At 56.6% G+C, this 26,543-nt stretch carries 22 protein-coding genes and 2 tRNA genes; 4 read left to right on the top strand and 20 right to left on the bottom strand.

Going from position 1 to position 26,543, the window contains the following annotated elements; all coding sequences use genetic code 11:
- Positions 1-16: 16 nt before the first annotated feature.
- The 3 genes from ATK23_RS04200 to ATK23_RS04190 are packed head-to-tail and all read right to left on the bottom strand — an operon-like array spanning position 17 to position 4,243.
- Positions 17-2,203 carry an ATP-dependent DNA helicase RecG gene (locus ATK23_RS04200; RefSeq protein ID WP_066137900.1) on the bottom strand — a complete coding sequence of 729 codons (2,187 nt, stop codon included), beginning with the start codon at positions 2,201-2,203 and terminating at the stop codon, positions 17-19.
- Positions 2,196-3,164 (bottom strand): DAK2 domain-containing protein, encoded by a 969-nt coding sequence (locus ATK23_RS04195; protein WP_052253772.1) that lies wholly within the window; start codon positions 3,162-3,164, stop codon positions 2,196-2,198. Before ATK23_RS04195 ends, ATK23_RS04200 begins: the two co-directional genes overlap by 8 nt.
- Positions 3,165-3,187: 23 nt before the next feature.
- Entirely contained in the window at positions 3,188-4,243 is a 1,056-nt protein-coding gene (locus ATK23_RS04190) for an LCP family protein (RefSeq protein ID WP_066137896.1), read from the bottom strand.
- A 114-nt stretch (positions 4,244-4,357) separates the two neighbouring features.
- Between ATK23_RS04190 and ATK23_RS04185 the strand changes: the two genes are divergently transcribed.
- Positions 4,358-4,834 carry a DUF3515 domain-containing protein gene (locus tag ATK23_RS04185; RefSeq protein WP_066137894.1) on the top strand — a complete coding sequence of 159 codons (477 nt, stop codon included), beginning with the start codon at positions 4,358-4,360 and terminating at the stop codon, positions 4,832-4,834.
- A 74-nt stretch (positions 4,835-4,908) separates the two neighbouring features.
- Here ATK23_RS04185 and ATK23_RS04180 read toward each other — a convergent pair whose 3' ends face one another.
- The 6 genes from ATK23_RS04180 to leuC all read right to left on the bottom strand — a co-directional run bounded on the left by ATK23_RS04180 (position 4,909) and on the right by leuC (position 11,502).
- Complete coding sequence (locus tag ATK23_RS04180) at positions 4,909-6,021, bottom strand: D-alanine--D-alanine ligase family protein (protein ID WP_066137893.1); 1,113 nt, start codon at positions 6,019-6,021, stop codon at positions 4,909-4,911.
- Entirely contained in the window at positions 6,021-7,022 is a 1,002-nt protein-coding gene (locus ATK23_RS04175) for an NAD(P)H-dependent glycerol-3-phosphate dehydrogenase (protein WP_066137890.1), read from the bottom strand. Before ATK23_RS04175 ends, ATK23_RS04180 begins: the two co-directional genes overlap by 1 nt.
- 66 nt (positions 7,023-7,088) lie before the next feature.
- The gene (locus ATK23_RS04170) at positions 7,089-7,772 is read right to left on the bottom strand and encodes a lysophospholipid acyltransferase family protein (protein ID WP_233125279.1); all 684 of its coding nucleotides are present in this window, start codon (positions 7,770-7,772) and stop codon (positions 7,089-7,091) included.
- A 95-nt stretch (positions 7,773-7,867) separates the two neighbouring features.
- Entirely contained in the window at positions 7,868-9,187 is a 1,320-nt protein-coding gene (murA, locus tag ATK23_RS04165) for a UDP-N-acetylglucosamine 1-carboxyvinyltransferase (RefSeq protein ID WP_066137888.1), read from the bottom strand.
- Positions 9,188-9,442: 255 nt separating this feature from the next.
- A complete protein-coding gene (leuD, locus tag ATK23_RS04160; protein ID WP_066137887.1) occupies positions 9,443-10,048 on the bottom strand; it encodes a 3-isopropylmalate dehydratase small subunit in 606 nt (201 codons plus the stop codon).
- 14 nt (positions 10,049-10,062) lie between these two features.
- Positions 10,063-11,502, bottom strand: coding sequence for a 3-isopropylmalate dehydratase large subunit (gene leuC, locus ATK23_RS04155; RefSeq protein WP_066138945.1), 1,440 nt, complete (start codon positions 11,500-11,502; stop codon positions 10,063-10,065).
- A 122-nt stretch (positions 11,503-11,624) separates the two neighbouring features.
- Between leuC and ATK23_RS04150 the strand changes: the two genes are divergently transcribed.
- Complete coding sequence (locus tag ATK23_RS04150; RefSeq protein ID WP_038991426.1) at positions 11,625-12,350, top strand: IclR family transcriptional regulator; 726 nt, start codon at positions 11,625-11,627, stop codon at positions 12,348-12,350.
- Between the two features lie 27 nt (positions 12,351-12,377).
- Here the strand turns inward: ATK23_RS04150 and thiL are convergent, their stop codons facing one another.
- The 10 genes from thiL to ATK23_RS04100 form a co-directional block, all read right to left on the bottom strand.
- Positions 12,378-13,394 carry a thiamine-phosphate kinase gene (gene thiL / locus ATK23_RS04145; RefSeq protein ID WP_066137884.1) on the bottom strand — a complete coding sequence of 339 codons (1,017 nt, stop codon included), beginning with the start codon at positions 13,392-13,394 and terminating at the stop codon, positions 12,378-12,380.
- A 6-nt stretch (positions 13,395-13,400) separates the two neighbouring features.
- A complete protein-coding gene (locus ATK23_RS04140; protein ID WP_255209558.1) occupies positions 13,401-14,975 on the bottom strand; it encodes a GTPase in 1,575 nt (524 codons plus the stop codon).
- A 68-nt stretch (positions 14,976-15,043) separates the two neighbouring features.
- Positions 15,044-16,810: a GTPase family protein gene (locus tag ATK23_RS04135; RefSeq protein WP_066137879.1), complete on the bottom strand. Its 1,767-nt coding sequence runs from the start codon at positions 16,808-16,810 to the stop codon at positions 15,044-15,046.
- 99 nt (positions 16,811-16,909) lie between these two features.
- Positions 16,910-16,985, bottom strand: a tRNA-Glu gene (locus ATK23_RS04130).
- A gap of 48 nt (positions 16,986-17,033) precedes the next feature.
- Positions 17,034-17,105: transfer RNA gene (locus ATK23_RS04125), tRNA-Gln, on the bottom strand.
- A gap of 138 nt (positions 17,106-17,243) precedes the next feature.
- Positions 17,244-17,972: an HAD family hydrolase gene (locus ATK23_RS04120; RefSeq protein WP_066137876.1), complete on the bottom strand. Its 729-nt coding sequence runs from the start codon at positions 17,970-17,972 to the stop codon at positions 17,244-17,246.
- A 30-nt stretch (positions 17,973-18,002) separates the two neighbouring features.
- Positions 18,003-19,508, bottom strand: coding sequence for a glutamate--tRNA ligase (gene gltX, locus ATK23_RS04115; RefSeq protein WP_066137874.1), 1,506 nt, complete (start codon positions 19,506-19,508; stop codon positions 18,003-18,005).
- Positions 19,509-19,668: 160 nt separating this feature from the next.
- The gene (locus ATK23_RS04110) at positions 19,669-20,433 is read right to left on the bottom strand and encodes a fumarylacetoacetate hydrolase family protein (RefSeq protein ID WP_066137873.1); all 765 of its coding nucleotides are present in this window, start codon (positions 20,431-20,433) and stop codon (positions 19,669-19,671) included.
- Positions 20,434-20,527: 94 nt separating this feature from the next.
- Entirely contained in the window at positions 20,528-21,622 is a 1,095-nt protein-coding gene (locus ATK23_RS04105; RefSeq protein WP_066137871.1) for a branched-chain amino acid aminotransferase, read from the bottom strand.
- 114 nt (positions 21,623-21,736) lie between these two features.
- Positions 21,737-22,795 (bottom strand): 3-isopropylmalate dehydrogenase, encoded by a 1,059-nt coding sequence (locus ATK23_RS04100; protein WP_066137870.1) that lies wholly within the window; start codon positions 22,793-22,795, stop codon positions 21,737-21,739.
- Positions 22,796-22,921: 126 nt separating this feature from the next.
- On the opposite strand from ATK23_RS04100, the gene ATK23_RS04095 reads away from it, so the two are divergent.
- Positions 22,922-24,214, top strand: coding sequence for a sensor histidine kinase (locus ATK23_RS04095; protein ID WP_456071321.1), 1,293 nt, complete (start codon positions 22,922-22,924; stop codon positions 24,212-24,214).
- Between the two features lie 7 nt (positions 24,215-24,221).
- On the top strand, positions 24,222-24,914 hold the full coding sequence (locus ATK23_RS04090) for a response regulator (RefSeq protein WP_066137866.1): 693 nt from the start codon (positions 24,222-24,224) through the stop codon (positions 24,912-24,914).
- Positions 24,915-24,989: 75 nt separating this feature from the next.
- Here the strand turns inward: ATK23_RS04090 and metG are convergent, their stop codons facing one another.
- The gene (metG, locus tag ATK23_RS04085) at positions 24,990-26,540 is read right to left on the bottom strand and encodes a methionine--tRNA ligase (protein ID WP_066137864.1); all 1,551 of its coding nucleotides are present in this window, start codon (positions 26,538-26,540) and stop codon (positions 24,990-24,992) included.
- Positions 26,541-26,543 lie beyond the last annotated feature (3 nt).

Below are 26,543 nucleotides of genomic sequence, written 5' to 3'. Positions count from 1 at the left end.
CTAGCAATACCTTCAATCAGTTCTTATTCAAAAATTCTTTAGTGGACTCATCAAGCCAGTTCCCGGCTGCGCTCAGGAGCCCCGGATAGTTGCTTCCCCAGTTGGCATCGGCAAGAAGCCTGCCCACATCGGTTTTCGCCTGCTCAATGAGCGAGCGATCCTTGATGATGCTAAGTTCCCGCAGCGTCGACCGGCTGCCTGATTGCTGAACACCCAAGATATTTCCTTCTTTGCGTTCAGCCAAGTCTGCCTCGGCTAGCTCAAAACCGTCGATAGTTGACTCGATGGTCTTCAAGCGTCCAACCGACGGATGGTCCGCGTCCAGCCATGTGGTCATGAGGCACGTACCAGGCAGTCCGCCACGGCCTACTCGACCGCGCAGCTGATGGAGCTGCGAAATGCCGAAGCGCTCAGCATCCATGATCACCATCAATGTCGCATTTTGGACGTCAACGCCAACCTCAATGACTGTCGTGGAAATCAGCACGTCAATTTCACCACGGGCAAAGGAATCCATGGTTGCCTGCTTGTCTGCCGCATCTAGTTGCGAGTGCAACGCCTCGGTGCGTATCCCAGCGAATTCAGGCATCCCAGCGAGCATCTCATGCATGGCTTCTACACTCATGGGCTGACCGGACGATTCTTCATAGGACGCCAGAAGAATGCCTTGTTCCGCTGCTGAGTCCGAAATTCTTGGGCACACCACATATGCTTGGTGCCCCTTCTCCACTTCTTCAACGATTCTGGTGAATAGCCTGTCGCGGAAACCGGTTAACTGCATGGGCACGATATGCGTGTGGATCGGGGCGCGGCCGGCGGGCAGGCGTTTAATCGTCGAGGTGTCCAAATCACCAAAGACGGTCATGGCTACGGTTCTCGGTATCGGAGTAGCAGTCATGACCAGGGTGTGAGGAACCGAGTCGACTGCTTTAGACTTCAAGGCGTCGCGCTGCTCAACGCCAAATCGATGTTGTTCGTCCACGACGACGAGGCCGAGATCTGCAAACTGCACATGGTCGCTCAGGAGGGCATGCGTGCCAATAATCAATCCAGTCTCACCGCTGGCAATACCTAGCAATGCTTCACGGCGTTGGGCAGTTTTTGCCGACCCGGTTAGGAGCGCGACGTCTGTTCCTTCGCCTTCGCCGAAAAGCCCAGGTTCAGCGAGCTTGCCAAGCATCTTCTTGATCGAGGCGTAGTGCTGTGCGGCCAGGACTTCTGTTGGCGCTAGGAGTGCAGCTTGTCCTCCGGCATCAATCACCTGCAAGATGGCTCGTAGCGCGACAACGGTCTTGCCGGAGCCGACTTCGCCCTGCAGCAAGCGATGCATTGGATGCGACTGGTCCAGGTCCTTGGAAATTTGTTCACCGACGACAAGCTGGTCTTCGGTCAAGCTGAACGGCAGCTGGGCATCGAATTTGTCAGCTAAGCGGCCCGGCACCGGTGGGCGTGCAATTGCTTTCTGCGCGCCCAACTGGCGCCCGCGTTCGCCTAACGCCAACTGCAGCATAAATGCTTCTTCAAAGGCAAAGCGCTGTCGAGCGGCGTAGGCGTGCTTAATTTCCTTGGGGAAATGGCGATCCAAGAACGCTTGATGGCGTTGTGGATAATGATGCGTGCGAAGAAGTTCCCCTGGAAGAAACTCAGGAAGCTTCTGATCTGTGAAGTGCTCCAGCAACAGCCCCATCAGATCACGGATGCGCTTATTGGGCATCTTTGCCGAAGCAGGATAGATCGGAATTGGACGCGGATCTGCTTGGGATGCCTCATCCAGGATTGCGTATTCAGGCTGGCTCAACTGCAGGTGGTCCTGGTACCAACCGACCTTGCCACTGAACATCGCGATAGTTCCAATGTGCAGATCTGTCCGTGCTTGATAGCCATTGAAGAAGGTCATCTTCAGCTCTTGGCCGCCTGCGCTAAGCTCGTCGCTGACGGTCACTTCGAAAATGAAACCTCGCCGCGAGTGCATCTGCCGCTGGCTGACGTTGACAACCTGGGCGACAACAGTAACGTGCTCATCGAAGGGTAGCTCCGAAATCGGGGTGAGCTCGCCTACTTCAACATACCGACGCGGAAAATGCCATAAGAACTCCCCCACCGTCGTATAGCCGAAAGCCTTTTCCAGGGCGGCTGAGTTCTTCTTTCCTAGGAATGCTGAGAGCTCTGCACTCTCAAACGAAGTAAGCGTTGTTTCAGCCATCGTGGGTGCACAGATCAGTGACGCTGATATTCACCGGGTCACCGTGTTTTCTTATGAGTTCCAGTGCCGGTTCGGCATCAGGAACGTGGACGTGAACGCGCCATCTGTAGGTGTCTTCCTCCAGCTGATTCACGGGCGACATGATCACTGAATTGCCCATTGAGTCCAGTTGCCCGCGCAGTGTAGCGGCACCCAACGCGTCCAAGGAAACAGTGCACATTACCTCAACACCTGACTCTGTTTCTTCAGTCAGGTGAATGTGCGGGTCTTGTGAACGGTAACCGTGGAAGTCGTCGTAGGAATCGAATTCGGTGGATTCGCTCCGAATCGCGGCGCATAGCTCGTCAATTATGATCAGCATCCCGACCGCTCCTGCGTCAACAACACCAGCCTTAACGAGACTCGGAAGTTCAGCTTCGGTGCCCCTGACTGCGAGTTGAGCTGCTTGACTCATTTGCGTGAGAACGGCATCAAGTGCTGCACGACTATCCGGATCCGTCTTCAAGTGCGCAAGTGTTGAGCCTGCGGCCAAAGATATTGCATTGATCACGGACAGCATGGTGCCTTCGACCGGTTCGCTCAGCGCTGACCAAGACCGCACTTTGGCTCGCTCGAGACCGAGCGCAAGCAACGGCGCAGTTAGGCGTTCATGGCCACTCCAAGGCTCGCTCAGGCCGCTCAAGAAGACCGCTAGCAATGTACCCGAGTTGCCGCGCGCAGATTCCAACGAAGCCCGCGCGGCAACTTCAAGAAACCCACCAATATCGTCGCTTTCCAGTTTGCTGATCGCGTCGTGTCCCGCTCTCGCGGTCAGATACAGGTTGCTACCGGTATCGCCGTCTGCCACTGGGAACACATTGATTGCATTCAACCTGTCAGAATGGTTCCCGAGACTCTTGACGCTTCGAGCGAGCCATTCTCGGATGGCACGCACGGAGGTATCGAGTTTGTGGGGCGTCATGGAAAGTCGTTCCTTAGGTGGTCTTACTGCGACAAGTCAGTTGATGCTACGAATTCATCAACCGTGTCATTCTGCAATGCTTCGCCAAACTTGGCAATCGTATCCATGTCAGGAACGACAATTGATTGCCCGTCTGCTGAACGCCCAGGTCCATTGTTTGGCAGGGTGAAGAACTCCATATCACTGGAACGGATGCTAATCATCGAAGACGCCAACGATGCGATTTTTCCTGCGTCCAGGGATTCGTCGACTGCTACGTATGGTGCGATTTCCTCAACGACAGACTGGATCTTTGTGGGGCTGGTCAGAGTTTCCTTGGACAGAATCTGGCCAATCAAAGCCTTGACGAAGAGCTGCTGATTCTTGACACGGCGGTAATCGCTACCACCTGGACCCGTAAACGCCTTGCGCTCACGAACAAAAGCAAGCGCTTCGTCTCCATCGAGCGTCTGCACCCCCTCTGGGAAGAAGTAGCCCTTGACATGTACCGGGCTGAAAGCGATCGGGTTGTCGACGGTTACGCCGCCGACGGCATTGGTCAGGCCCTTGAAGCCTTCGAAGTCAATCGATGCCACATGGTTGATCCGGATGCCGAAGAGTCCTTCGAGAGTTTCGACTGCTTTGGGAACACCGCCGCTGGCGAATGCGCGGTTAATCTTCGCGGTGCCGACGCCAGGAATGTCCAGCCAAGTATCACGCATGATCGACGTGACGAAGACGTTCTTCCTGTCCGAAGGAATGTGCACCAGCATCATGGTGTCGGATCGTCCGCCACCCGGTAGCGTGGCGAACTCATCATCCTGTGCATCGTCACTACGCACGGCCCGGGTATCAGTACCCAGCAGGAGTACGTTAACTGCGTCCTTAGACTCCTCTTTCACCTCCGGTCGCGTCTCTTCCGCAGGGAAAGCGTTGGTGATTTTGGTGCTGTTGTCATTGAACGTTCTGCCGAGGTTCCATGCGTAACCACCAGCGACAAGTCCAGCGATAACCACCAGGGCAAGGACACTCAGGATAATAGCTCGACCCGTGCGTTTCTTTTTCTGGCGTGGTCTCACCGAATGCTCTTCAAAGGACATATGCTACCTTTCACAGTTTCAACTGACTACATCTTATCTTTCAGATTGCCGATGTAGGCTTATAACGTGTTTAAAATCAGTGTCTCCGCACGACTGTCACCAAAACTTAACCGAATGTTGGGTCGTGGTTCAGTAGTCGCCGGAATCGGGCTCATTTCCATAACTGGCCTCGCCGGTTGCGCATCAGTAGCTTCCGTGGATGCTGCCCCAGACGCGGCCAACCCGCTGTGCGCAGAAATGATGGTTGTCCTGCCCGAAGCCATCGATGATGCTGAACGTCGTAGCACGACGTCCCAATCAACGGCAGCCTGGGGCGATCCGTCCAAAGTTGTCCTGCGTTGCGGAGTAGAAGTCCCCGGGCCGACCACAGATCCTTGCGTATCAGTGAATGATGTTGATTGGGTGGCCCACGAGGACGAAGCAACAAGCATCTGGACCCTGACCACATATGGCCGGACCCCGGCAACCGAAGTTATCCTCGATCCGAACGTCATTCCATCGAGCACAGTCTTGGCGACAATTTCAGATGCTGCGCAGAAGATCCCAGCTTCCAAGAAGTGCGTCAGCGTTGACAAGTCAGTGAGCTTGTAAGCAACCCTTCGACAAAAGCTTTGGGGTGTGTTGAATATTCAACACACCCCAAAGTTTCACCATTGTTCCTTGGCCTAGCGCAAACCGATGTTCCGCTCGGTCGCCAAGGCAATCAGCTCATCAATGAGTTCACGGTATTCAATTCCGGTCTTGGCCCACATTTGCGGATACATGCTGGACGGCGTAAAGCCGGGCATGGTGTTGATTTCATTGATGATCCACTCGCCTTCGGGAGTGTAGAAGAAATCAACCCGGGATAGGCCTTCTGCGTCGATGGCGTCAAATGCCTGGACTGCCAGCTCGCGAATTTCGCGCGTGGCTTCATCGCTCAAGTTTGCCGGGCAGCTGAGCTCAGCTGCGGCTCCATCAACGTACTTGGCTTCGAAATCATAGAAGGTGTGCTGATTGTCTGCCACCGCAATTTCGCCTGGCAATGAAGCACGCGAGGGTCCGCTGCCGCGGCCTTCAAGAACTCCGCATTCAATTTCCCGCCCAACGATCCCCTGCTCGATGATCACCTTGGGATCTTCAGCCCGTGCGATCTCAATCGCAGCACGCAACCCGGACGGATCATCAACCTTCGTGATGCCTACTGAAGACCCTGCGCGGGCCGGCTTGACGAACAACGGGTACTGCAAGTTTTCGCAACGCTTCATGGCAGCTTCGCTATCACGCAGCCACTGCTTGTTGGTGATGACTTCGTAAGGGCCTACCTTAAAGCCGGCCCCTTCGAAAACCACCTTCATGTAGTGCTTGTCCATGCCCATCGCACTGGCCGCGATACCCGAGCCCACATAGGACACGCCTGCCATTTCAAGCATGCCCTGGATTGACCCGTCTTCACCGAATGGACCATGAAGCAACGGGAAAACCACGTCGATCTCGCCAAGGTCCGCCACAGCGGAATCCGAGTAGGACAGCAATGATGTTTTCTGCGCGTCGGTGGACAAATGCACCGGATGATCCACCGAGGAAATCTCCGGCAGCTTGCCGGTGTTCAGAGCCCAGCCTTCCGGATCTTCATCCAGCAGGGTCCAGCCGCCGTCTCTGGTGATCCCCACCGGAACGATTTCAAAGCGTTCACGGTCGATAGCGTGCATGACTCCGGCAGCAGTCACGCAGGAAACGGAGTGCTCCGAGGAACGGCCGCCGAAGAGCAAGAGGACGCGTATCTTGCGGTCAGTCATTAGTGGCGTTCTCCTTCGGATTTCAGTTCACGCGACAACAGGCGTGCGGCCATGTTCTCAACGCTCAAGGTGCCTTCCAGGACCATCACCACTGCTTCGGTAATCGGCATTTCCACGTTATGGGCACGGGAAAGGTCGAATACGGCACGTGCTGATTTGATGCCTTCCGCGGTCTGCGACATGCGGTCATTGACCTCTTCCAAGAAGAGCCCCTGGCCAAGCAGACGTCCGGCGGTGTTGTTGCGAGAGAGCGAGGAAGAACAGGTAGCGACAAGGTCGCCCAAACCAGAGAGGCCGGCCAAGGTATCCAAACGGCCACCAAGGGCGAGGACCAAGCGAGTGGTCTCGGCCAAACCGCGAGTGATCACGGTGGACTTGGTATTGTCGCCCATCCCCATGCCGTCGCACATGCCCACGGCAAGCGCGATGATGTTCTTGACGATACCGCCAAGCTCCACGCCCAGTACATCATCATTCGTGTAGGGACGGAAGTACGGAGCTGAGCACAGTTCAGCGATCCACTGCGCGATATCGGAATCTGTACAGGCAACAACAGAGGCGGTGGGCTGCTCGCGCGCAATCTCCATGGCCAGGTTCGGCCCGGACAGCACGGCAATCTGCTCAGCTGGCAGCCCGGTCACTTCAGCGATCACCTGGCTCATGCGCAGGTCGGTTCCGCGTTCAAGGCCCTTCATCAGGGAAAGCAGCACGGCGCCTGGTTCAAAGAATTCCTTGAATTTCGCCAGTTCCTGGCGCAAGGACTGCGACGGAATTGCCAAGACCACAAGGTCGGCACCGGTTAGCACGGTCTGCGGATCCGAAGACGCCGCCACGTTGGCCGGAAGCTTGGTTTCGCGCAGGTAGCGTGAATTGGTATGGCGTTCGTTGATTTCATTGGCTGCGTCTTCGCGACGTGCCCAAATCTGAACCGCGATTCCCTTGTCTGCAACTGAATCGGCAAGCACCTTGGCGAAGGTGGTCCCCCAGCTGCCAGCGCCCATGACGGCGATTTTGCGTGGTAGCGGCTTAGTCAAAGTCAGTCCTCTGGAAGGTGATGATGAAAGTAATTAATTTTCAGGGGTATCGAAATTGCGTCCAGTCTTCGACTGGCCGTGCTTGCTGGGATCCCAACGCACAGCCGGCGCTTCTTCTTGGCGCAGTTCTGCGGTCAGTGCAGTGATTCCGTCCATGATGCGATCTGTGGCTTCCTGCAGCACTGCACGAGTGCGCGGGCCTCCGCGCAGATCGTCGAGATCCACTGGCTGGCCGACGGACACGGTGACGTGCTTCCGCGGGAACAGGTACATCTTCTTGGAATAGCGAGGCAGCAGTTCCTGGTCGCCCCAGTGAGCCATCGGCACCACTGGTGCACCGGTTTGCAAGGCCAACCGTGCGGCGCCAGTCCGTCCAACCATTGGCCACAAATTGGGGTCGCGGGTCAGTGTGCCCTCCGGGTAAATGACGATGACACCGCCGGCATCCAGCACTTTCTTGGCCGCGGACAGCGATTCGCCGGCGTTGGATGCGCTGCGTGATACCGGGACCTGGCCGGTCTCGCGCAGCAGCCAGCCAAGCACTGGAATCTTGAACAAGGACTCTTTGGCCAGCCAGCGTGGCAGCCGGCCGTTGCTGTAAATAGCGTGGCCTACAACCAGCGGATCAATTTCCGTGAGGTGATTGGGGCAGAGGATGTACCCGCCCTGCGGAAGCGTCTCGAAACCCTTCCACGTCTTGCCAATCAAAGCGTTCATGGAAGTACGGACAACGCCCGCCAATACTGAGAAAACCCGCTTGGTCCTCGCAGATTCACCAGGGGCCAGAATCTTTACCACGAATCTGATCCCCTTTAGTTGCTCAGCTCGACGTTTGCGCCCAGGGCCTGCAGCTTCTCCATGAAGTGCTCGTAGCCGCGGTTGATGATCTCGATTCCGGTGACCTTGCTGGTGCCTTCGGCAGCCAGTGCGGCAATCAGGTGGGAGAAACCACCACGAAGATCCGGAACATCGATGTCGGCACCGGTGAGCTTGGCGGGGCCCACCACAACAGCTGAATGCTTGAAGTTGCGCTGCCCGAAACGGCAAGGGGTGGATCCGAGGCAGTCGGTGTGCACCTGGACAGTGGAGCCCATTCGGACCAGTGCATCGGTGAATCCGAAGCGATTCTCATACACGGTTTCGTGAATGACCGAGACGCCCTTGGCCTGGGTCAAGGCAACCACCAGCGGCTGCTGCCAGTCGGTCATGAAGCCCGGGTGCACATCGGTTTCGAGGATCAGCGGATTAAGATCTCCACCTGGGTGGTAGAAGCGGATGCCATCGCTCTTGACTTCGAATTCGCCGCCAACCTGGCGGTAGACATGCAGGAAAGCGGTCAGATCACGCTGGGTGGCGTCCTGGACGAAGATATCGCCCTTGGTGACCAGAGCGGCAGAGGCCCAAGACGCGGCTTCATTGCGGTCTGGCAGTGCCGAGTGGTCGAAGCCCGAAAGCTTCTCAACACCCTGGATACGGATCACGCGGTCGCGGTGCACCGAGATGATGGCGCCCATCTTCTGCAGCAGCGAGATGAGGTCCAGGATTTCCGGCTCAATGGCCGCATTGCTGACTTCGGTGACACCCTTGGCGCGGACGGCCGAGAGCAGCACCTGCTCGGTGGTGCCGACGCTTGGGTACTGCAGTTCGAGTTTGGCTCCGGTCAGCCCGTTGGGGGCAGAAATGCGGATGCCATCGGCTGCCTTGTCCACGATGGCGCCAAAGTCGCGCAATACTTCCAGGTGGAAATCGATCGGGCGGTCGCCGATGCGGCAGCCACCCAGGTCCGGGATGAAGGCTTCGCCCAGGGAGTGGATCAGCGGTCCGCAGAAAAGAATGGGGATACGCGAGTCGCCGGCGTGGGCATCGATGGCCTGGTTCGAGGCGGTCTTGACCTGGGTAGGATCCATGGTGAGATCGCCGGTCTCGGGATCCTGGTCCACCTTGACGCCGTGGATTTCAAGCAGGCTGCGGACAACAGCTACGTCCTTGATCTCCGGTACGTTGCGCAATACCGAAGGGCTGTCGCCCAGCAGAGCCGCGACCATGGCTTTTGGCACTAGGTTCTTCGCTCCGCCGACTCGTACGGTGCCCTTTAGCGGAACACCACCATGGATCGTCAGGATCTTACCCATGTATGAATTACCTCATCGCGTAGTCGTTATCGCCCGCCGAAGCATCAAGGCTTTCGAACTGGCAGGACTAAGTAAGCATACCGCCTCTATACCTGCCAGTATGCCCAGATCATCTCGTGGCGCACACATTGTGAGCATGCTTTCAGACAGAGCCATGATGCCCTGCAGAAAACATTGCGTTGGGAACGCAATGATCCGCTCACCCCTAACAATGCCAGGGATGAGCGGACCATTCCATTTACCTTGAACTCGGTGCTAGCCCGCAGTACGTGCGGGCAAAGTCCTCGGCTTGTGCGCCGGGCGCTTGGCCTCGTATGCGGTGATATCTTCTTCGTGCTGCAGGGTCAGGCCGATGTCATCCAGGCCTTCCATCAAGCGCCAGCGGGTGTAGTCGTCAATCTGGAACGGGGCCGAGATGGAACCGCAGTGAACCGTACGCGATTCCAAATCCACGGTCACCGTGGTGCCTGGATTGTTTTCCAGTTCCTTCCAGATCAGTTCGATGTCGCTCTGGGCTACTTCGGCGGCGACCAGTCCCTGCTTGCCCGAATTGCCGCGGAAGATATCGGCAAAACGGGAGGAGATCACGGCCTTGAATCCGTAATCCTTCAATGCCCAGACAGCGTGCTCGCGCGAGGAACCGGTGCCGAAGTCGGGGCCCGCCACCAGTACGGAGCCGGTGTTGAACGGTTCCTGGTTCAGGATGAAGTTCTCATCCCGTCGCCACCCTGCAAACAACGCGTCCTCAAAACCGGTGCGGGTGATGCGCTTGAGGTATACGGCAGGAATGATCTGGTCCGTATCCACATTGCTCTGCCGCAGTGGAACACCAATGCCGGTGTGGCTGACAATCTTTTCCATGACGGTGATCCTTCCTAGACCGAAACCGGTGCGTTGACGAGGTCGCTAGGCGACGAGAGGGTTCCACGGATTGCGGTAGCCGCGGCAACCAGTGGCGAGACCAGGTGGGTGCGTCCGCCCTTGCCCTGGCGTCCTTCGAAGTTGCGGTTCGAGGTGGACGCGCAGCGCTCCCCCTCGGCCAGCTGGTCCGGGTTCATGCCCAGGCACATGGAACAGCCCGCGAAGCGCCATTCAGCACCGAAATCCTTGAAAATCTGGTCCAGTCCTTCTGCTTCAGCTTCCAAGCGAACTCGCGCCGAGCCCGGGACCACGATCATGCGGACATTCGGGTCTTTTTCTTTGCCCTTGATGACCTGGGCAGCCGCACGCAGGTCTTCCATACGGGAGTTGGTGCAGGATCCCAGGAACACGGTATCCACCCGGATATCCTTCATTGGGGTACCGCCCTCAAGTCCCATGTAAGTCAATGCTCGCTCGCAGGCCTTGCGGTCATTTTCGTCTTCGAAGTCTTCTGGCGATGGCACATTCTCGGACAGCGAAACGCCCTGGCCAGGGTTGGTGCCCCAGGTGACGAAAGGTTCGAGTTCATCAGCGTTCAAGAAGACTTCAGCGTCGAAGCGTGCACCCTCATCGGTGTGCAGCTGCTTCCAGTCTGCAACGGCGGCATCCCAGTCTTCACCCTCCGGAGCATGGGGGCGACCCTTGACATATTCGAACGTCGTTTCGTCCGGTGCAATCATGCCGGCGCGGGCACCGGCCTCGATGGACATGTTGCAGATGGTCATGCGGGCATCCATGGACAGCGAACGAATCGCTGAGCCGCGGTATTCCAGCACGTAACCTTGGCCGCCACCGGTACCGATCTTGGCAATCACGGCCAGGATGATGTCCTTGGAGGTAACGCCCGGCTTCAAGGTGCCCTCGACGTTGATAGCCATCGTCTTGAACGGCTTCAGGCTCAGCGACTGGGTGGCCATGACATGCTCGACTTCCGAGGTGCCAATGCCAAAGGCCAGGGCACCGAAGGCGCCATGGGTCGAAGTGTGCGAGTCGCCGCAAACAACGGTCATGCCCGGCTGGGTCAATCCCAGCTGCGGACCCACGACGTGGACAATGCCCTGTTCCTTGTCGCCGAGGGAGTGCAAGCGGACGCCGAATTCCTTGCAGTTGTCGCGCAGGGTGTGGATCTGGGTGCGGCTGGTCAAGTCGGCAATTGGCTTGTCGATGTCCAGCGTCGGAGTGTTGTGGTCCTCTGTCGCAATGGTCAGATCTGGACGACGCAGCGGACGGCCAGCGAGACGCAGGCCTTCGAAGGCCTGCGGAGAGGTCACCTCATGCAGCAGGTGGAGATCAATATAAATCAAGTCCGGCTGGCGGGCTTCGCCTTCACCTTCTCCTCGACGCACAACATGTGCATTCCAGACTTTTTCTGCCAACGTCTGGGGCGACTGCATGGCGGACATGCGACACACTCCTCAAGCTACGAACAATTGATACTCCAACTTTGACACTTCATAGAGAGGCTTTTCCAGTATGCGGACTTGAATCTCAAATACTGAGACGTGATACTTGAAGTATGACAACAGGCAGCGGCGTAGGCGTACTGGATAAGGCAGCAGCCATTCTCAATGCATTGGAGAATGGCCCCACTTCCCTTTCCCAGTTGGTGGAACTCACTGAAATTTCCCGCCCCACGGTGCACCGCATTGCCCAGTCTTTGGTCCATCATGGATTAGTTGGGCGCGACATGCATGGCCGCTTTGAGCTGGGAAACCGTCTGGTGGAACTCGCCAGCGCGGCCGGTGAAGACCGGCTGGTCAGCGCAGCCGGGCCGGTGCTTATCAAGCTTCGCGACCTCACCGGTGAAAGCACACAGATTTTCCGCAAGCAAGGCGATTACCGCGTGTGCATCGCCAGCGCCGAGCGCCCAATCGGCCTGCGCGACACCATTCCGGTGGGAACCCAGCTGTCAATGAAGGCCGGTTCGGCAGCCCAGATCCTTCTCGCGTGGGAAGATAATGAGCGCATGGTGGAAGGGTTGCACCACGCACGCTTCACGCCGACAATCCTGGCCGGAGTCCGCCGGCGCGGTTGGGCCCAGTCGCTGGGAGAACGCGAGCCTGGCGTCGCTTCGGTTTCCGCACCAGTTCGCGGGCAGTCCGGACGAGTCATCGCTGCACTGTCCTTATCGGGCCCGATTGAACGGCTTACCCGCCAACCTGGCAAGATTCATCACGAAGCCGTGACGAGCGCCGCCCACGAACTTTCTGAACTCCTGCGCGTTCAAAATGACCGTGCATAGCCAGCACACGAATCTGGTGCCAAGAAGCTAAGCGAAGTGGTCAAAGCCCGTCTCAGGCTTTGCGACCTTGCCATCGACTTTCACCACTGCTCGACGCCCATTGGCCGGCTTGGCAACACCGATAACATTAAATTCTCCGGGGATTTCAAGTCCCTGAGGGAAGGCGGCAAGGAGTCCGAAATCCTCACCGCCATAAAGTACCCATGACATCGGATCGGTGCCCGTCAGTTCTGAGGCAGCCTCCAGTCGAAGCGCGAAGTCCTGGAGAGCAGAAGATTCCAACTCGAGATTCACATGGCTGGCTTTGGCCATGCGCCCGGCGTCGCGGATCAGCCCATCGGATAGATCCATCATGGCTGTCGCGCCCGCTTCGGCAGCGCGTGGCCCAGATTCCAGCGGCGGCACGGGACGGCACTGTGCCTGGACCAGACGGCGCACCGCTCTGCTCCAACTTTCATTGTCATGCTCGTGTTCAAGCACAGAGAGTCCTGCCCCGGCGGCGCCAACACGTCCGGCCACCGCTATGCGGTCTCCGGCTCGGACTCCGCTCCTCAGCACTTTCCCATGCTCGCATTCGCCAAGAACGGTCGTGGTAACGGAAATTTCTTGCGACTTCCCGAGGTCTCCCCCGAGAATCGTCAGTTCCCTGGCGCCAAGCTCCGCAATAGCCTCGGCAACGCCACGGCTGAAGTCCCTCACCCATTCCAGAGACGTGGACTTCGGCAGGGACAGCGAAATCACAGCGCCAGTGGCGCGACCACCCATCGCATTAATGTCTGAAACATTTTGGGCAATGGACTTCCATCCGATGTCATAAGCATTGTGTTCCAAACCGCTGGGCCAGAGGAGTCGAAAATCCTGGTTTTCAACCAGGGTATCTACCGAGACGAGAACTTCGTTCCCGCTCACCCTCAACGCACCTGCGTCGTCGCCCGGCCCGAGACTTGCCTGCGCTGAATCAAGCAGCGGCAAGATCGCTTCCAGGATGCCTTGCTCGCCTAGGTCACCCACTGTTGCATCGACTTTTGGTTGGTTTGTAGTCACAGAGTTCTAATCGGCTTTCTTGGCTGCGGAGGTGATCAATGCTGAGTAGCTGTTGTAGGTGTCCAGATGCTGGTCAACGGGCTCAATGACTGCCTGCCTCACCAGCTGGGATACCGAGCGTTCAATATTCTTCAACGCTTTCCTCCGCTTAACTTTAGCGACTATTCGGTTGACAAACGAGCACGCCAATCCCAGGACAATGCCCAGCAGTATTCCAATGAAAACCAGCAGCGTTGGTACAGCGATACCTTCGACTCGCGGAGCCTCCGGTAGCTCGAATTGGAAGTATCCGGCAACCAGATAGCCGGCGAGCCACAAAGCACCACCTAATGCCGCAACAAGTGCAACCCATTGAATGACCTTGACTACGGGCCACCACCATGAAGACCGTTCAACACCCAACGGAGTGCCGGCAATCGCCGCATCAATACCGTCATCCAGCACCGCCGTATTTGCGTGCACTTTCTCCCGCAGCGGCTCTTTCCAGCTTTCCGGAAGATCTGCAGAAGCTTCGGAGACATACTGATTGATGCCATGTTCTATAGCCGCAGTTTCTGCGATGGACAGCTCTGGACGAGAAGTCAATGACAATTCTGGGTCTTCATGCTGCCGTCCAAGATTCATCCTCTTGAGCGGATCGTTGCGCAGCTTGACCAGCCAGGTGGTCAACGGCCATCCCGTGCGCGAAGCGCCACGAAGCAAGTAAGAGGTTTCCACTGCATCAGCAATGTAATGGGCACCGTGCGCTTTGGCGATCACGCGCTCCAGCTCGGCTTGGTGCAGCTGGCTGGGCAAGCGTACTTTCTCTACTTGGAGTTCCTCGCTCAAGTGAAGGATGACCTGATCAACATCTGCGCGGAGTCGACGCGTGGAAAGTGCCTTGTTCTTGGCCGCGGCCGCGATCTTGGCCTGCACCTCCGCGACTCCTTCACCCGTAGCGGCAGAGGCACAGACGATGGGCAGATTCTCCAACCCAGAGGTGGCCAAGATGCCACGCAAGGAATCGACTACTTGCTTGCGTTCTTGCACGGCGATCTTGTCAATCTGGTTCAAGACGATCAGCAGGTTGCCTTGCTGGCTGCGCAAGGAATTGAGATATCCGTGGTGGATGGACGCGTCTGCGTATTTCTGGGGATCAAGCACCCACACCAGATAATCCACCTGGCCCACCAATCGGGAAGCGATCTTGTGGTGATCAACTGCTGTCGAGTCCATGTCGGGCAGGTCCAACAGCAGGAGCCCGGAATCGAAGGTTCTTTTCTTTGCAGAGTCCGCTTGGCCGTCTCGATCCTCGATGACGTGGCGAGTAGTCACTTCCAGCCAGTCCAGCAGTTCGCCAGCGCCTTCCGGTTCCCAAATGGCAGCGACAGTGTCGGTAGTCGTCGGGCGGATGACACCTGTGGTGGCAAGTTCCTGGCCCACCAGCGCGTTGAACATCGTTGACTTTCCGCTGCCGGTGGCACCGAAAAGTCCCACCACGACATGCTCCGCGGAAAGCTGGCGTCGAGATTCAGCGCGGGCGATAACGTCTGCGGCCAAATCGATGGTTTCTGGTTGCAGGTATGGCTCTGCAAGCTGCATCGCTTCCACGATGCTGTTGATTTGCGAGTTGAGGCCGCTGACGGCCCGCAGGATCTTGCGTTCAGACATCAGCGGGCCCCCTTTCCATTCAAGCCTGCGGTAATCTTGCCCAGCCGTTCAGCAAGCTCCGGTTGCGAAGTGGCAGAGAGCTCATCCAGATAGATTGAGGAGCTCTTCGCCAAGAGATCGCGTGCTCTGGAATCAAGCATCTTTCGTGCCTTGGTGGCCATGCGGCGTACCGCGTCCTCTCCGAATATTGCTTCCAGCAGTTTCTGCCCCACCAATGCCGAGCCCCCGGCAATACCGATTTCCAATCCAGTGAGACCTGCCGTTGATGCAAAGACCACAACCATCAAGATCACGGCCACCCCGTTGACGCCGAATGCGGCCATCCGGGCGGTCTTGCGCTTTCCAGCGCCTTCCTGGCGGATCATGTCCAGGACGTCTTTTTGCCAGAGCCGGATGCTTTCGGATGCTTGCTCGTTGAGATCCTGCGGCGGACGCGGCATGGGCAGATTAGCCCGTAGAGCCTGGCCGAAAGGCGTGTTCTGCCACGACCTGTCGATGTCATGGCAGGCCTTGGTGACTTCTGCAATGAAGACTGTATGCAAACCTGATTCAATGGCTTGTTCAACCCTGTGGGTCGCTGGAGGCTTCCCCGTGAGGAACGCGCCCACACGATCTCTCACCCGTCCGATGGCACCTTCGATTCCGCGCAGCAGCTCGCCGGCTCCGACGAAGTCCTGCCAACGTGCCAGGATTTCGCCACGCAGCAGCGAGCCGTCATTAAGAGAATCGTTGATCCTGGCCAAGGCTTGTGCGAAGCGTTCTTCGGTCAACGTGCATAGTTCACCGAGCTGGTTTTCCTGCTCTTGCAGTTCAGCGATTAGTTCACTGACATCGGCGGCGGTGCGGCGCAACGCTCCATCGAGGGTTTGGGCCGCGATTCGCTGACGTTGAGCGGAATCCGCTGCCAGTGAGTTCAGCCACGCAAGCAACGGCTCCACATGCTCACTGGGAATCAGTTTTTCTTCACCGAGTTGCGTCTCGTTGAGAACATGCAGCAGTGTGGGGTCCAGGTCCTTGTCACTTAATAGGCGCTTCAGGTCCGGAACGATGTCGTTTTCGGCTCCAGGAGGAACCCTGTTCAACACGACGCAGACGGTTATTTTGCGTGCACCAGCCTCGGTGAGCAGATCCCAGGGAAGAGCGTCAGCGTACCTATTGGCCGTCGTGACGAAAATCCAGAGGTCCGCTGCATTTAGAAGCTGGCCAGCTAATTCCCTGTTCTCATCGGAAACCGAGTCGATATCCGGGGCATCAAGTATTGCCAACCCTTGCGGTACTTGTTGGCGGGGTGTCATCAATAGTGCTTGGTTGGTGGATGCTCCGCCCTGCGCATTGAATCCACCACCAGCTACACGTTTAAGTTCGGGAAGAATCCGGTCAGATTCAAAGAAGAGTTGGTCAACCGGGTTGAACGCCAAAACCGGAGTTCGCGTCGTCGGGCGTACCGCACCGGAAAGGCTTACCTGTTCCCCCAGCAGCGAATTTACAAGAGTCGATTTTCCTGAGCCCGTGGATCCTCCGACAACCACCAATAGCGGTGCGCCTAGATTCGACATTCGAGGTATCAGGTAGTCCGAAATTTGGTGCAACACCTTGTTGCGCAGCACTTCGAATCCGGATGCATCTCGTGGCTGAGGGTTAACAAAGGAAAGCTCACTGAGCAGATCCTGAAGCTCGTTCAAATGCTTCACGGCTTCGCTGCCGGTTCCGGCTGGCGAAGCGGTTTCCTGCCCTGAGCTCTTATCCAGATCTGAATTCGACTCCATGAGAACTATCTTGCCTCATGCCAACAGGTAATTTCGCTAGCCCAGTACTGATTTTGTCCGGGAAAACACGAAAACCGCGGATTTCTCCGCGGTTTCCATTGGTGACCCCAACGGGATTCGAACCCGTGTTGCTGCCGTGAGAGGGCAGAGTACTAGGCCGCTATACGATGGGGCCGTATGTTGAAGAGCTACCTTCAACTCATCAAATTTCTTTGATGTAGCGCTGGGATACCAGGACTCGAACCTAGAATGACGGAACCAGAAACCGTTGTGTTGCCAATTACACCATATCCCATTGTGACTTGGCGTTTCAGGAATTCAGTTAATTATCATTCCGGCCACTGCCGTAGCACGAGATAAAACTATACCGGCCAAATGACCAGCGCACAAATCGAGCACCGCGGCCAGTTTTCCACCAGCGATCCGCGGAAATTCAGGACAGAACAGTCGTGAGCGACCCCATATCCTTGACTCGCCATCCATGAAAATCCTTGTGAAATGAAGCACGGTCCAGGAGCACTGATTGGAGTCCAGCGTCAATGGCCCCTTGATAGTCATTAATTGGGTTATCCCCTATGTACAGCGTGTGGGCGGGGAGGCACTGCAATTCAGCGCATCCGGCAAGGAACGGGGCCGAATGCGGTTTCGGTGCACCGGCCGTATCGGAGCCAACGACGCATTGGAAACCTTTTAGCCCGGCGACTTCCAGCTTGTCGTGCTGATAGGACTCGACGTTGTTGCTCACCGCACCATAGGGGATGCCCAGATCTTCAAGCTTGTCCAAGAATGCCTGGACGTCCCCGAAGGGCTTGCACGACTCGCGAACTTTCGTCTCATATTCATGAGCCCAACGTGCATATGCTTGGCCGCTGGGGGCGGTGGCCCCAGCCAACCTGTATGCGCGCTGCAGCCGCACTTCTCGCTGGCCAAGGAAAGTCAGCTCGCCTGCCATGTACCTGTCGTAGGCCTGCGCGCCGTCGTCTGCGAAATCAGCTGCGATCGCAGCTACTTGTTCGGGATTCAGATGTGCCAGCGCCGGAGCAGACAAGGATGAGAAGCCTTGGATAGCTGCGGAGCGCAAATCCACGAGGGTCTCATCGATATCGAAGAGAACGCCCCGGATAGGAACAGTTGCAGGACTGCTTCCATCCGAGGCGTTCACAGTGCTTCTCATCGATTTATCGAAGAATCTCTAGCGGGACTCGCCAAATGCACGCAGTCGTTTCAGGCTAGACTCGCGTCCAAGAATTTCCATGGATTCGAAGAGCGGTGGCGAAACGCGCTTTCCGGAGATTGCAACGCGGGCTGGACCGAATGCTTGGCGAGGCTTCAGTTCCAGTTCGTCTACAAGTTTCGTGCGCAGGGCTGCCTGTATGGTTTCAGCGTTCCATTCGGCAAGGCTTTCAAGACCCTGGATGCTAGCGTCGATCACTTCTACCAGGTTTGCAGGCATTCCCTTGAGTGCTTTTTCTTCGATGGCAATTTCGTCATCAGCTTTGAATAGGAACTCGAGCATGTCGGTTGCTTCGCCCAACAGTGCAATGCGTTCCTGGACCAATGGCGCCGCCTGATCCAAGATCTCGTTTTCGCGTTCTGTAAGCACTTCGCCCACTAGGCCAGCGGCCTGCAGGTATGGGACCAAACGATCGCGGAAGTCCTGTGGCTCCAGCATGCGCACGTGAGTGCCGTTGATTGCTTCTGCCTTCTTCACATCGAAGCGGGCAGGGTTGGACAGCACGTCCTTTACGTCGAAGGCTTCAACCAGCTGTTCACGCGAGAAGATATCTTCATCAGCGCTCAGCGACCAACCCAGCAGCGCCAGATAGTTCAGCAGGCCTTCCGGGATGAAACCATTGTCGCGGTGGAGGAACAGGCTGGATTCCGGATCACGCTTGGAAAGCTTCTTGTTGCCCTGGCCCATGACGTACGGCAGGTGGCCGAAGCGTGGCATGTACTGGGCAACTCCGATGTCATGCAGCAGTGCGTACAAGACGACCTGGCGCGGAGTTGAGGACAGCAGGTCCTCGCCACGAAGCACATGGGTAATTCCCATCAGAGCATCGTCGATTGGGTTGACCAAGGTGTACAGCGGTTTGCCGTTGGCGCGCACGACAACGTAGTCGGGAACAGATCCGGCCTTGAAGGTGATCTCGCCACGCACCAAGTCATTGAAGGTGATGTCGTGATCCGGCATGCGAACACGCAGGACAGGTTCGCGGCCTTCGGCCTTGAACGCGGCTTTCTGCTCATCGGTCAGCTCGCGGTCGAAGTTGTCGTAGCCAAGCTTCGGATCGCGTCCAGCTGCCTTATGGCGTGCCTCGACTTCGTCTGGCGTCGAGTAGGACTCGTAGAGATGGCCAGCAGCACGAAGCTTTGAAATAACGTCCTGGTAGATGTCACCACGCTGCGACTGGCGGTAAGGCTCATGAGGACCGCCCGCGTTGACACCCTCGTCCCAATCGATGCCCAGCCATGCCAGGGCGTCCAGAAGCTGGTTGTAGCTTTCCTCGGAGTCGCGCTTGGCATCGGTGTCTTCAATGCGGAAGATCATCTTGCCGCCGGTGTGACGCGCGTAGGCCCAGTTGAACAGGGCAGTACGGATCAAGCCTACGTGAGGGGTTCCGGTTGGGGATGGGCAAAAGCGAACGCGTACCGGGGTATCTTCGGTAACAAGGGGAATCAACGATAGATCAGTCATGATGCTTTCATTCTATGCCTTCAAGACGGAAACCGGCACTTTAAAGCGCAAGGCTCCCGATCACACTAATGATCGAGAGCCAGTGCGGTTTCACCAAATTGATGATGGCAAGTTGGTGACAACATCAACTCTACCTATGAACCGAGTTCACGTACTGCATCTAGCGACGGAAAACTGTTCGCAGCGTTCCAATACCTTCTACTTCCACTTCAACAACGTCGCCGGCATTGACCAGGCCGACACCCGCTGGCGTGCCGGTCATGATGACGTCGCCTGGCAGCAAGGTAAAAGCTTCGGAAGCTCGAGCAACCAGTTCATTCACCGGCCAGATCATGTCATTGGTAGTTCCGTCTTGGCGAACCTCGCCATTGACGCGGCTGACGATACTCAGGTCATCAGCGTCTTCGATTTCCGTTTCGATCCAAGGTCCAAGCGGGCAAGAACCATCGAAGCCCTTGGCGCGAGCCCACTGCGGATCAGTGCGCTGGGCATCGCGTGCAGTCAGGTCGTTTGCTACCGTGTAGCCGAAGATAACGTCCTGGGCCTTGTCAGCCGGAACGTCCTTACAAATACGGCCAATGACCACGGCTAGTTCGGCTTCGAAGGAAACTTCCTTTGAGAACTCCGGCAAGGTGACGGGGTCTCCGTGGCCCACTACCGAAGTGTTCGGCTTCAAGAACATCAATGGTTCGGCTGGAACTTCATTGCCCAGTTCTTTGGCGTGCTCGCGGTAGGTGCGGCCGAATCCAACGACCTTCGATCGAGGGATGATCGGGGCTAACAGCCGAACATCATCCAACGAGTGGGTAGCACCGGTCGTCTTAATCCCTTGGAAAAATGGGTCTCCGGCCAGAACATGAATATCATTACCGTCTACGACTCCATAAAGAGGGTCGCTATCTACTACAAATCGTGCAATGCGCATATGGATAGCCTATTGCATATCAGGTGCCCTCGAAGATGATAAAAACGGGGAGCTGTCGTGATCCACGACAGCTCCCCGAAAACGCTCGTGTAAATTACGCCAAACGCTCCAGCCAACCATGACGGTCTTCCACGGTGCCCAGCTGGATTCCCAGCAGTTCTTCGCGGATGGACATGGTCACCTCGCCGGCGGCAGCGTTCTCATCGCCGATAAGCTCTTCGCCGTTCTTCAGCACACCAATTGGGGTGATCACAGCTGCAGTACCGCACGCGAAAACCTCTGCGATATCGCCCGAGGCGATCCCTCCACGCCATTCATCCAGGGTGATCTTGCGTTCTTCAACTTCCATGCCGCGGTCCTTCGCGAGCTGGATGACCGATGAACGGGTCACTCCTTCCAGAATGGTTCCGGTCAACGCCGGAGTCACCAACTTGTTGTCCCTGGTGACGAAGAAGACATTCATCCCGCCGAGTTCTTCAACGGCATTGTCATTGAATGAGTCGAGGAACAGGACCTGCTTGCAGCCATTTTCCTCAGCTTCCAGCTGGGCGACGAGCGAAGCGGCATAGTTGCCACCGCACTTGGCCGAACCGGTACCGCCTCTGCCTGCACGCGCATAGTTCTTCGAGACCCAGATGGCAACCGGCTTGAGCTCACCGCCAAAGTAATTGCCTGCAGGCGATGCGATGACGCGGTAGGAAACCTCACGGGCTGCGCGCACCCCGAGGAATGCTTCGGTAGCAATCATGAACGGACGCAGATAAAGGGCTTCCCCGTCACCGGTCGGAACCCAATCGATATCAGTCGCCACCAGCTTGCGCAGCGACTCGACGAAAACTTCTTCATCCAGCTGCGGGAGCGCAAGGCGCTGTGCGGACTTGTTCAAGCGAGCAGCATTGGCGTGCGGACGGAATGTCCACACCGAACCGTCTACATGGCGGTAGGCCTTGAGTCCTTCAAAGATTTCCTGGCCGTAATGCAGTACTGAAGCCGCTGGATCCATGGCGATTGGGCCATATGGCTCTATTCGAGCGTCATGCCATTCACCGTTGCGTCCGCTATCGTCTGCCGACCAGTCAATGACCGCGGTGTGATCAGTGAAGAAGTCTCCGAACCCAGGATTAGCCAAGACGTCAGCTCGCTCCTGCTCGCTCTTGCGATTCGTTGAGAGATTTTCGGTGAATTCCATCTACCCTGGACTTCCTAGTTCAATAAACAAAGAACGGATGCTCCACGCCTGTGCGGAACATCCGTTCGTGGATTTGCTACTGGTTAGTGGCTAACCAGAAACGTCACTTTCAGCTTATGCCAGTAACGCGACAATTGCATCGCCAATTTCACTGGTGGTGCGGTTATCGGTCAATTCTTGACGTGAAGTGATCTCTTTTTCAACAGCTTGCTCAACTGTCCGCGCCTCTTCGACCAAACCGAGGTGGTCAAGCATCAGTGCCACCGACAGGATCGCCGCAGTTGGGTCCGCCTTCTGCTGACCGGCAATATCTGGAGCGGAACCATGAACCGGTTCGAACATCGAAGGGTAGGTGCGGTCCATGTTGATATTGCCGCTTGCGGCCAAGCCGATACCACCGGTAATGGCGCCGGCCTGGTCGGTGAGGATGTCGCCGAAGAGGTTATCCGTGACAATCACATCAAAACGCGATGGATCCGTCGTCAGGAAGATGGTGGCCGCATCCACGTGCAGGTAGTCGTGGGTAACCTCAGGGAATTCCTGCGCGACCATTTCAACGGTGCGCTTCCACAGGTGTCCAGCGTGCACCAGCACGTTGTGCTTATGAACCAGGGTGACATGCTTGCGTTCACGCTCTGCAGCGCGGCGGAATGCGTCGCGGACAACACGTTCTACGCCATATGCCGTATTCACAGATACTTCGGTAGCGATTTCATGCGTGGTGCCCGTGCGAACCGACCCGCCATTGCCAACATAAGGGCCTTCGGTACCTTCCCTAACTACCACGAAGTCGACTTCACCCGGGTTAGCCAGAGGGCTTTCAATTCCTGGATACAGTTTCGCTGGACGCAGGTTCACGAAGTGGTCCAGCGAGAAGCGGAGCTTCAATAGCATCTCGCGTTCGATGATGCCGGACGGAATTCTGGTATCCCCAGGAGCTGCGCCAACAGCACCGAAGAGAATTGCATCATGCTTCTTGATAGCTTCCAAGGTCTCTTCCGGAAGGGTTTCCCCGGTCTCCAACCAATGCTCCGCGCCAAGCTTGTAATCAGTCAGCTTGAGCTCTGCCTTGCCGCCATTAGTGACAAATTTCAGAACCTTGACAGCTTCGGCAACTACTTCTGGGCCAATACCGTCACCCGGAATGACCGCAATATCAATTACATTTCCCATGGCAGAGATTCTATCGATAAGAGTCCGCTATTTGAGAGTTCGTCTCAAATAATGAGATCAGTTTAGCTTCGTGGGGCATAGTTCCTCCCTAGGCATGAGGCCTCGCGGCCCTTGCCTCCGATAACCTTGGATGGATGGGTCCTTGGCTTCGCCACAAGGATCGACAGTTGCTCACACGTTGAATTGCAGGAACACTTGATCTTTGCCAACCCCCACCGTCGTATCGACGGTTGGATCCGCGCGAATCCCGGACGAGTCGATTTCATCACTGGCCTGCTATACACGCTTCTTTGCATGCCAGCAGCCCTCGGCTTGGCTTCTTCAACGTCGTCGCCTGTGTCCTTTGCAGCCGTACTGATGCTCTCGGTCATCCAATCTGCACCACTGATGTTGCGGCGTCGATATCCATGGGCCGTCACCCTTGTCGTGGCCGCTGGGCATCTACTGCAACTCGCTTTTGATGGGCTCATACTGTTCTCACAAGTCTCTGTCCCGATCCTGGTCTACACCATGGCCGTATACGGGAAACGCTGGCAGTCCTTCAGCACCCTGGGGCTGGGTCTGTTAGGCGCGTTACTAGCAACGTTCAGCATGTTCGGCGCGTCAAGGTATTCACCTGATCCAACGCCAGCTTTTACTTTCGACATGATGATTTCTTTCGTGGGCCTTGCGTTGGTTGTCACCCTGTCTTGGACCTTCGGTGACCTGGCCCGCACTAGACGGCTGGCAATGAAGTCGCTAAGAGAGCATGCCGATCGGCTGGAGAAAGAACGCCTCATCGAGCGCGCTCTAGCGGCTGCAGACGAGAGGAACCATATTGCCCGCGAGATGCATGACATCGTCGCGCATTCGCTCTCCGTCATCATCACCCAGGCAAACGGGGCGCGATATGCGGCAGCGAAAGACCCGGAGATCGCCATCGAGACCCTTAAGACAGTTTCAGATACTGGCCGCGCGTCGCTGAAAGAGATGCGCAGGCTCCTGGGCGTCCTGCGAAAAGATGAGGAATTGGAGAACCGCCCTCTTCCGTCGCTGGCAAACGTGCCTGTCCTTGTAGAAAGCGTTGCCGTGTCCGGGCTGGATGTCCATCTGGAAACTTCGGGAAGCCCAAGGAAGGAGTTGCCTGCAGGTGCGGAACTCACTATTTATCGATGCATTCAGGAATCACTTACGAACGTCATCAAGCATGCTGGCCCGGACACTCAAACCCAAGTCCATATCGAATGGACTTCCCGGGGCTTGAATCTGACCGTCAGCGACGACGGTCGAGGTGCCGGCTCCATCGTCCTTGAAGGCACGGGCCACGGCCTCCAGGGCATGAAAGAACGCGTAGCCTTATATGAAGGTACCTGTACTGCGCTCCCCCGGGCTGGGGGCGGTTTCGCCGTTAATGTTTCCATCCCATACACCGAGGACTAATTACCAAATGCCTAAACCAGAAACCATCAAGGTTGCATTGGTCGATGATCAACTGCTGGTTCGCAGTGGTTTCAGAATGCTGATCAATTCCCAAGATGATATGGAAGTCATTGTCGAAGCCGGCAATGGGCGCGAAGCACTCGCTGCACCATTGATGTCCCAGGCGGATGTCATCTTAATGGATGTCAGGATGCCGGAAATGGACGGCATCGAAGCCACCGAACGACTGCTGGATCCTGACCCGAAAGCAGCAGATGGTCCAAAGATCATCGTGCTGACGACGTTCGACATGGATGAGTATGCGCTGAGCGCGATTCAAGCCGGCGCCAGTGGGTTCCTTCTCAAGGACGCTCCCCCAGAAGAACTCTTGGAGTCTGTTCGCACTGTCAATCGTGGCGATGCCGTAATAGCCCCGTCGACCACTCGACGCTTGTTGGACCACATGGCGCCGATGCTGAAGAAGAATTCGTCACAGCACAATGCTCACCTTGTTGCCGCTGTCGAATCGCTGACGCCCCGGGAGCGGGAGGTCTTCGGTCTGATTGCAGTTGGCCTTTCCAACCCTGAGATCGCCGACAAACTATTCCTGTCCGAAGCGACAGTCAAAACCCATGTAGGCCACATCCTGGCAAAATTGGAAGCTCGAGACCGGGTCCAGGCTGTTGTTATCGCCTATCAGACAGGTGTTGTCACCCCCTGATACGAACCAAAAATTGAGGTGCTCTGCCCAAGTACTGTCTTGAGCAGAACACCTCAATGCTGATTCCGGTACTTCTTACTTCTCTTCTTCGTAGCGTGGGAACACCGGCGAAGGAGCTGGCAGTTCAGTTCCAGGAATCAAAGCACTGTCGAAGGACTCGAAGGTTCGCGCCGAACCTTCGCCAACTGCCAACGCGTTGAGCATCGAGGTCATTGCCTGGGGCAAGACTGGCTGGAGCAGCAACGCCACCTTGCGGACAATTTCAATGGTCACGTACAAGACAGTAGCCATGCGTTCAGGATCGGTCTTCTTCAGCTTCCAAGGTTCCTGCTCGGCAAAGTAGGCATTGGTGTCGCCCAGAACGTGCCAGACGGCTTCAAGCGCCTTGCTGAACTCCTGACGGGAGTACGCGTCGCGGTTGATTTCCAGCAGCTTGCCGGCAGCGTCCAATATTTGCTGATCGGCTTCCAGCAATTCCCCGGGCGTCGGGACAACTCCCCCGCAGTTCTTTGCAACCATAGACAGTGAACGCTGTGCAAGGTTGCCGAAGTTATTTGCCAAGTCACCATTTATACGGGCAACGATGGTCTCATGGTTGTAACTTCCGTCGGCGCCGAAAGGAACCTCGCGCAGGAAGAAGTAGCGTACCTGATCCAGACCGTAACGGTTCACAAAATCGTCAGGGGAAACGGTGTTGCCCAGCGACTTGGACATCTTCACACCGTTGTTGTGCAGGAAGCCGTGGATCATGACACGCTTAGGCAACGGCAATTTAGCGGACATGAGGAATGCTGGCCAGTAGATCGCGTGGAATCGCGAGATGTCCTTGCCGATGACGTGGACATCTGCAGGCCAGTATTTGCGGAAGGAAGCTGATTCAACGTCAGGGAATCCAACGCCGGTCAGATAGTTGGTGAGCGCGTCCACCCACACGTACATGACATGCTTCTCATTGCCCGGTACTGGGATGCCCCAGTCAAAGGTTGTACGGGAAATGGAAAGGTCGGTCAGGCCGCCCTCGACGAACCGTACAACTTCGTTGAAGCGGGAACGTGGCGCACCGAACTCCGGGTTGCTTTGGTAGTAGTTCAGCAGCTTGTCCTGGTACTTGGACAGGCGGAAGAAGTATGACTCTTCTTCCGTCCAGGTAACTTCGGTGTCAGTTTCAATGGCATAGCGGATGCCATCTTCACGAACTTCCGTCTGTTCCTCGGTGTAGAAGGCTTCATCGCGTACCGAGTACCAACCAGCATACTTACCCAAGTAAATGTCATCATTGACTTCCATGCGGCGCCACAGTTCCTGTGCAGCCGCATGATGGTCCGCATCAGTAGTACGGATGAAGCGATCGTAGCTCGTGCCCAGCTCATCATTCATGGCTTGGAATGCATCCGAGTTTCGCTGCGCCAGCTGAGCCGGCGTGATACCAAGATTCTCTGCGGTTTGCATCATCTTCTGGCCATGTTCGTCGGTCCCGGTCATGAAGAAAACGTCAAAACCGTCAAGTCGCTTGAAACGAGCCATAACGTCGGTAGCGACTACCTCATAGGCATGCCCAATGTGCGGGGTGCCGTTCGGGTACGAAATAGCCGTGGTGATGTAAAAAGGTTTTTGCTGAGAAGTCACGAT

It is taken from the genome of Glutamicibacter nicotianae, from assembly GCF_002797775.1.
Lineage (GTDB): Bacteria > Actinomycetota > Actinomycetes > Actinomycetales > Micrococcaceae > Glutamicibacter > Glutamicibacter nicotianae.
This window is presented reverse-complemented; position numbering and strand designations above follow the sequence as displayed.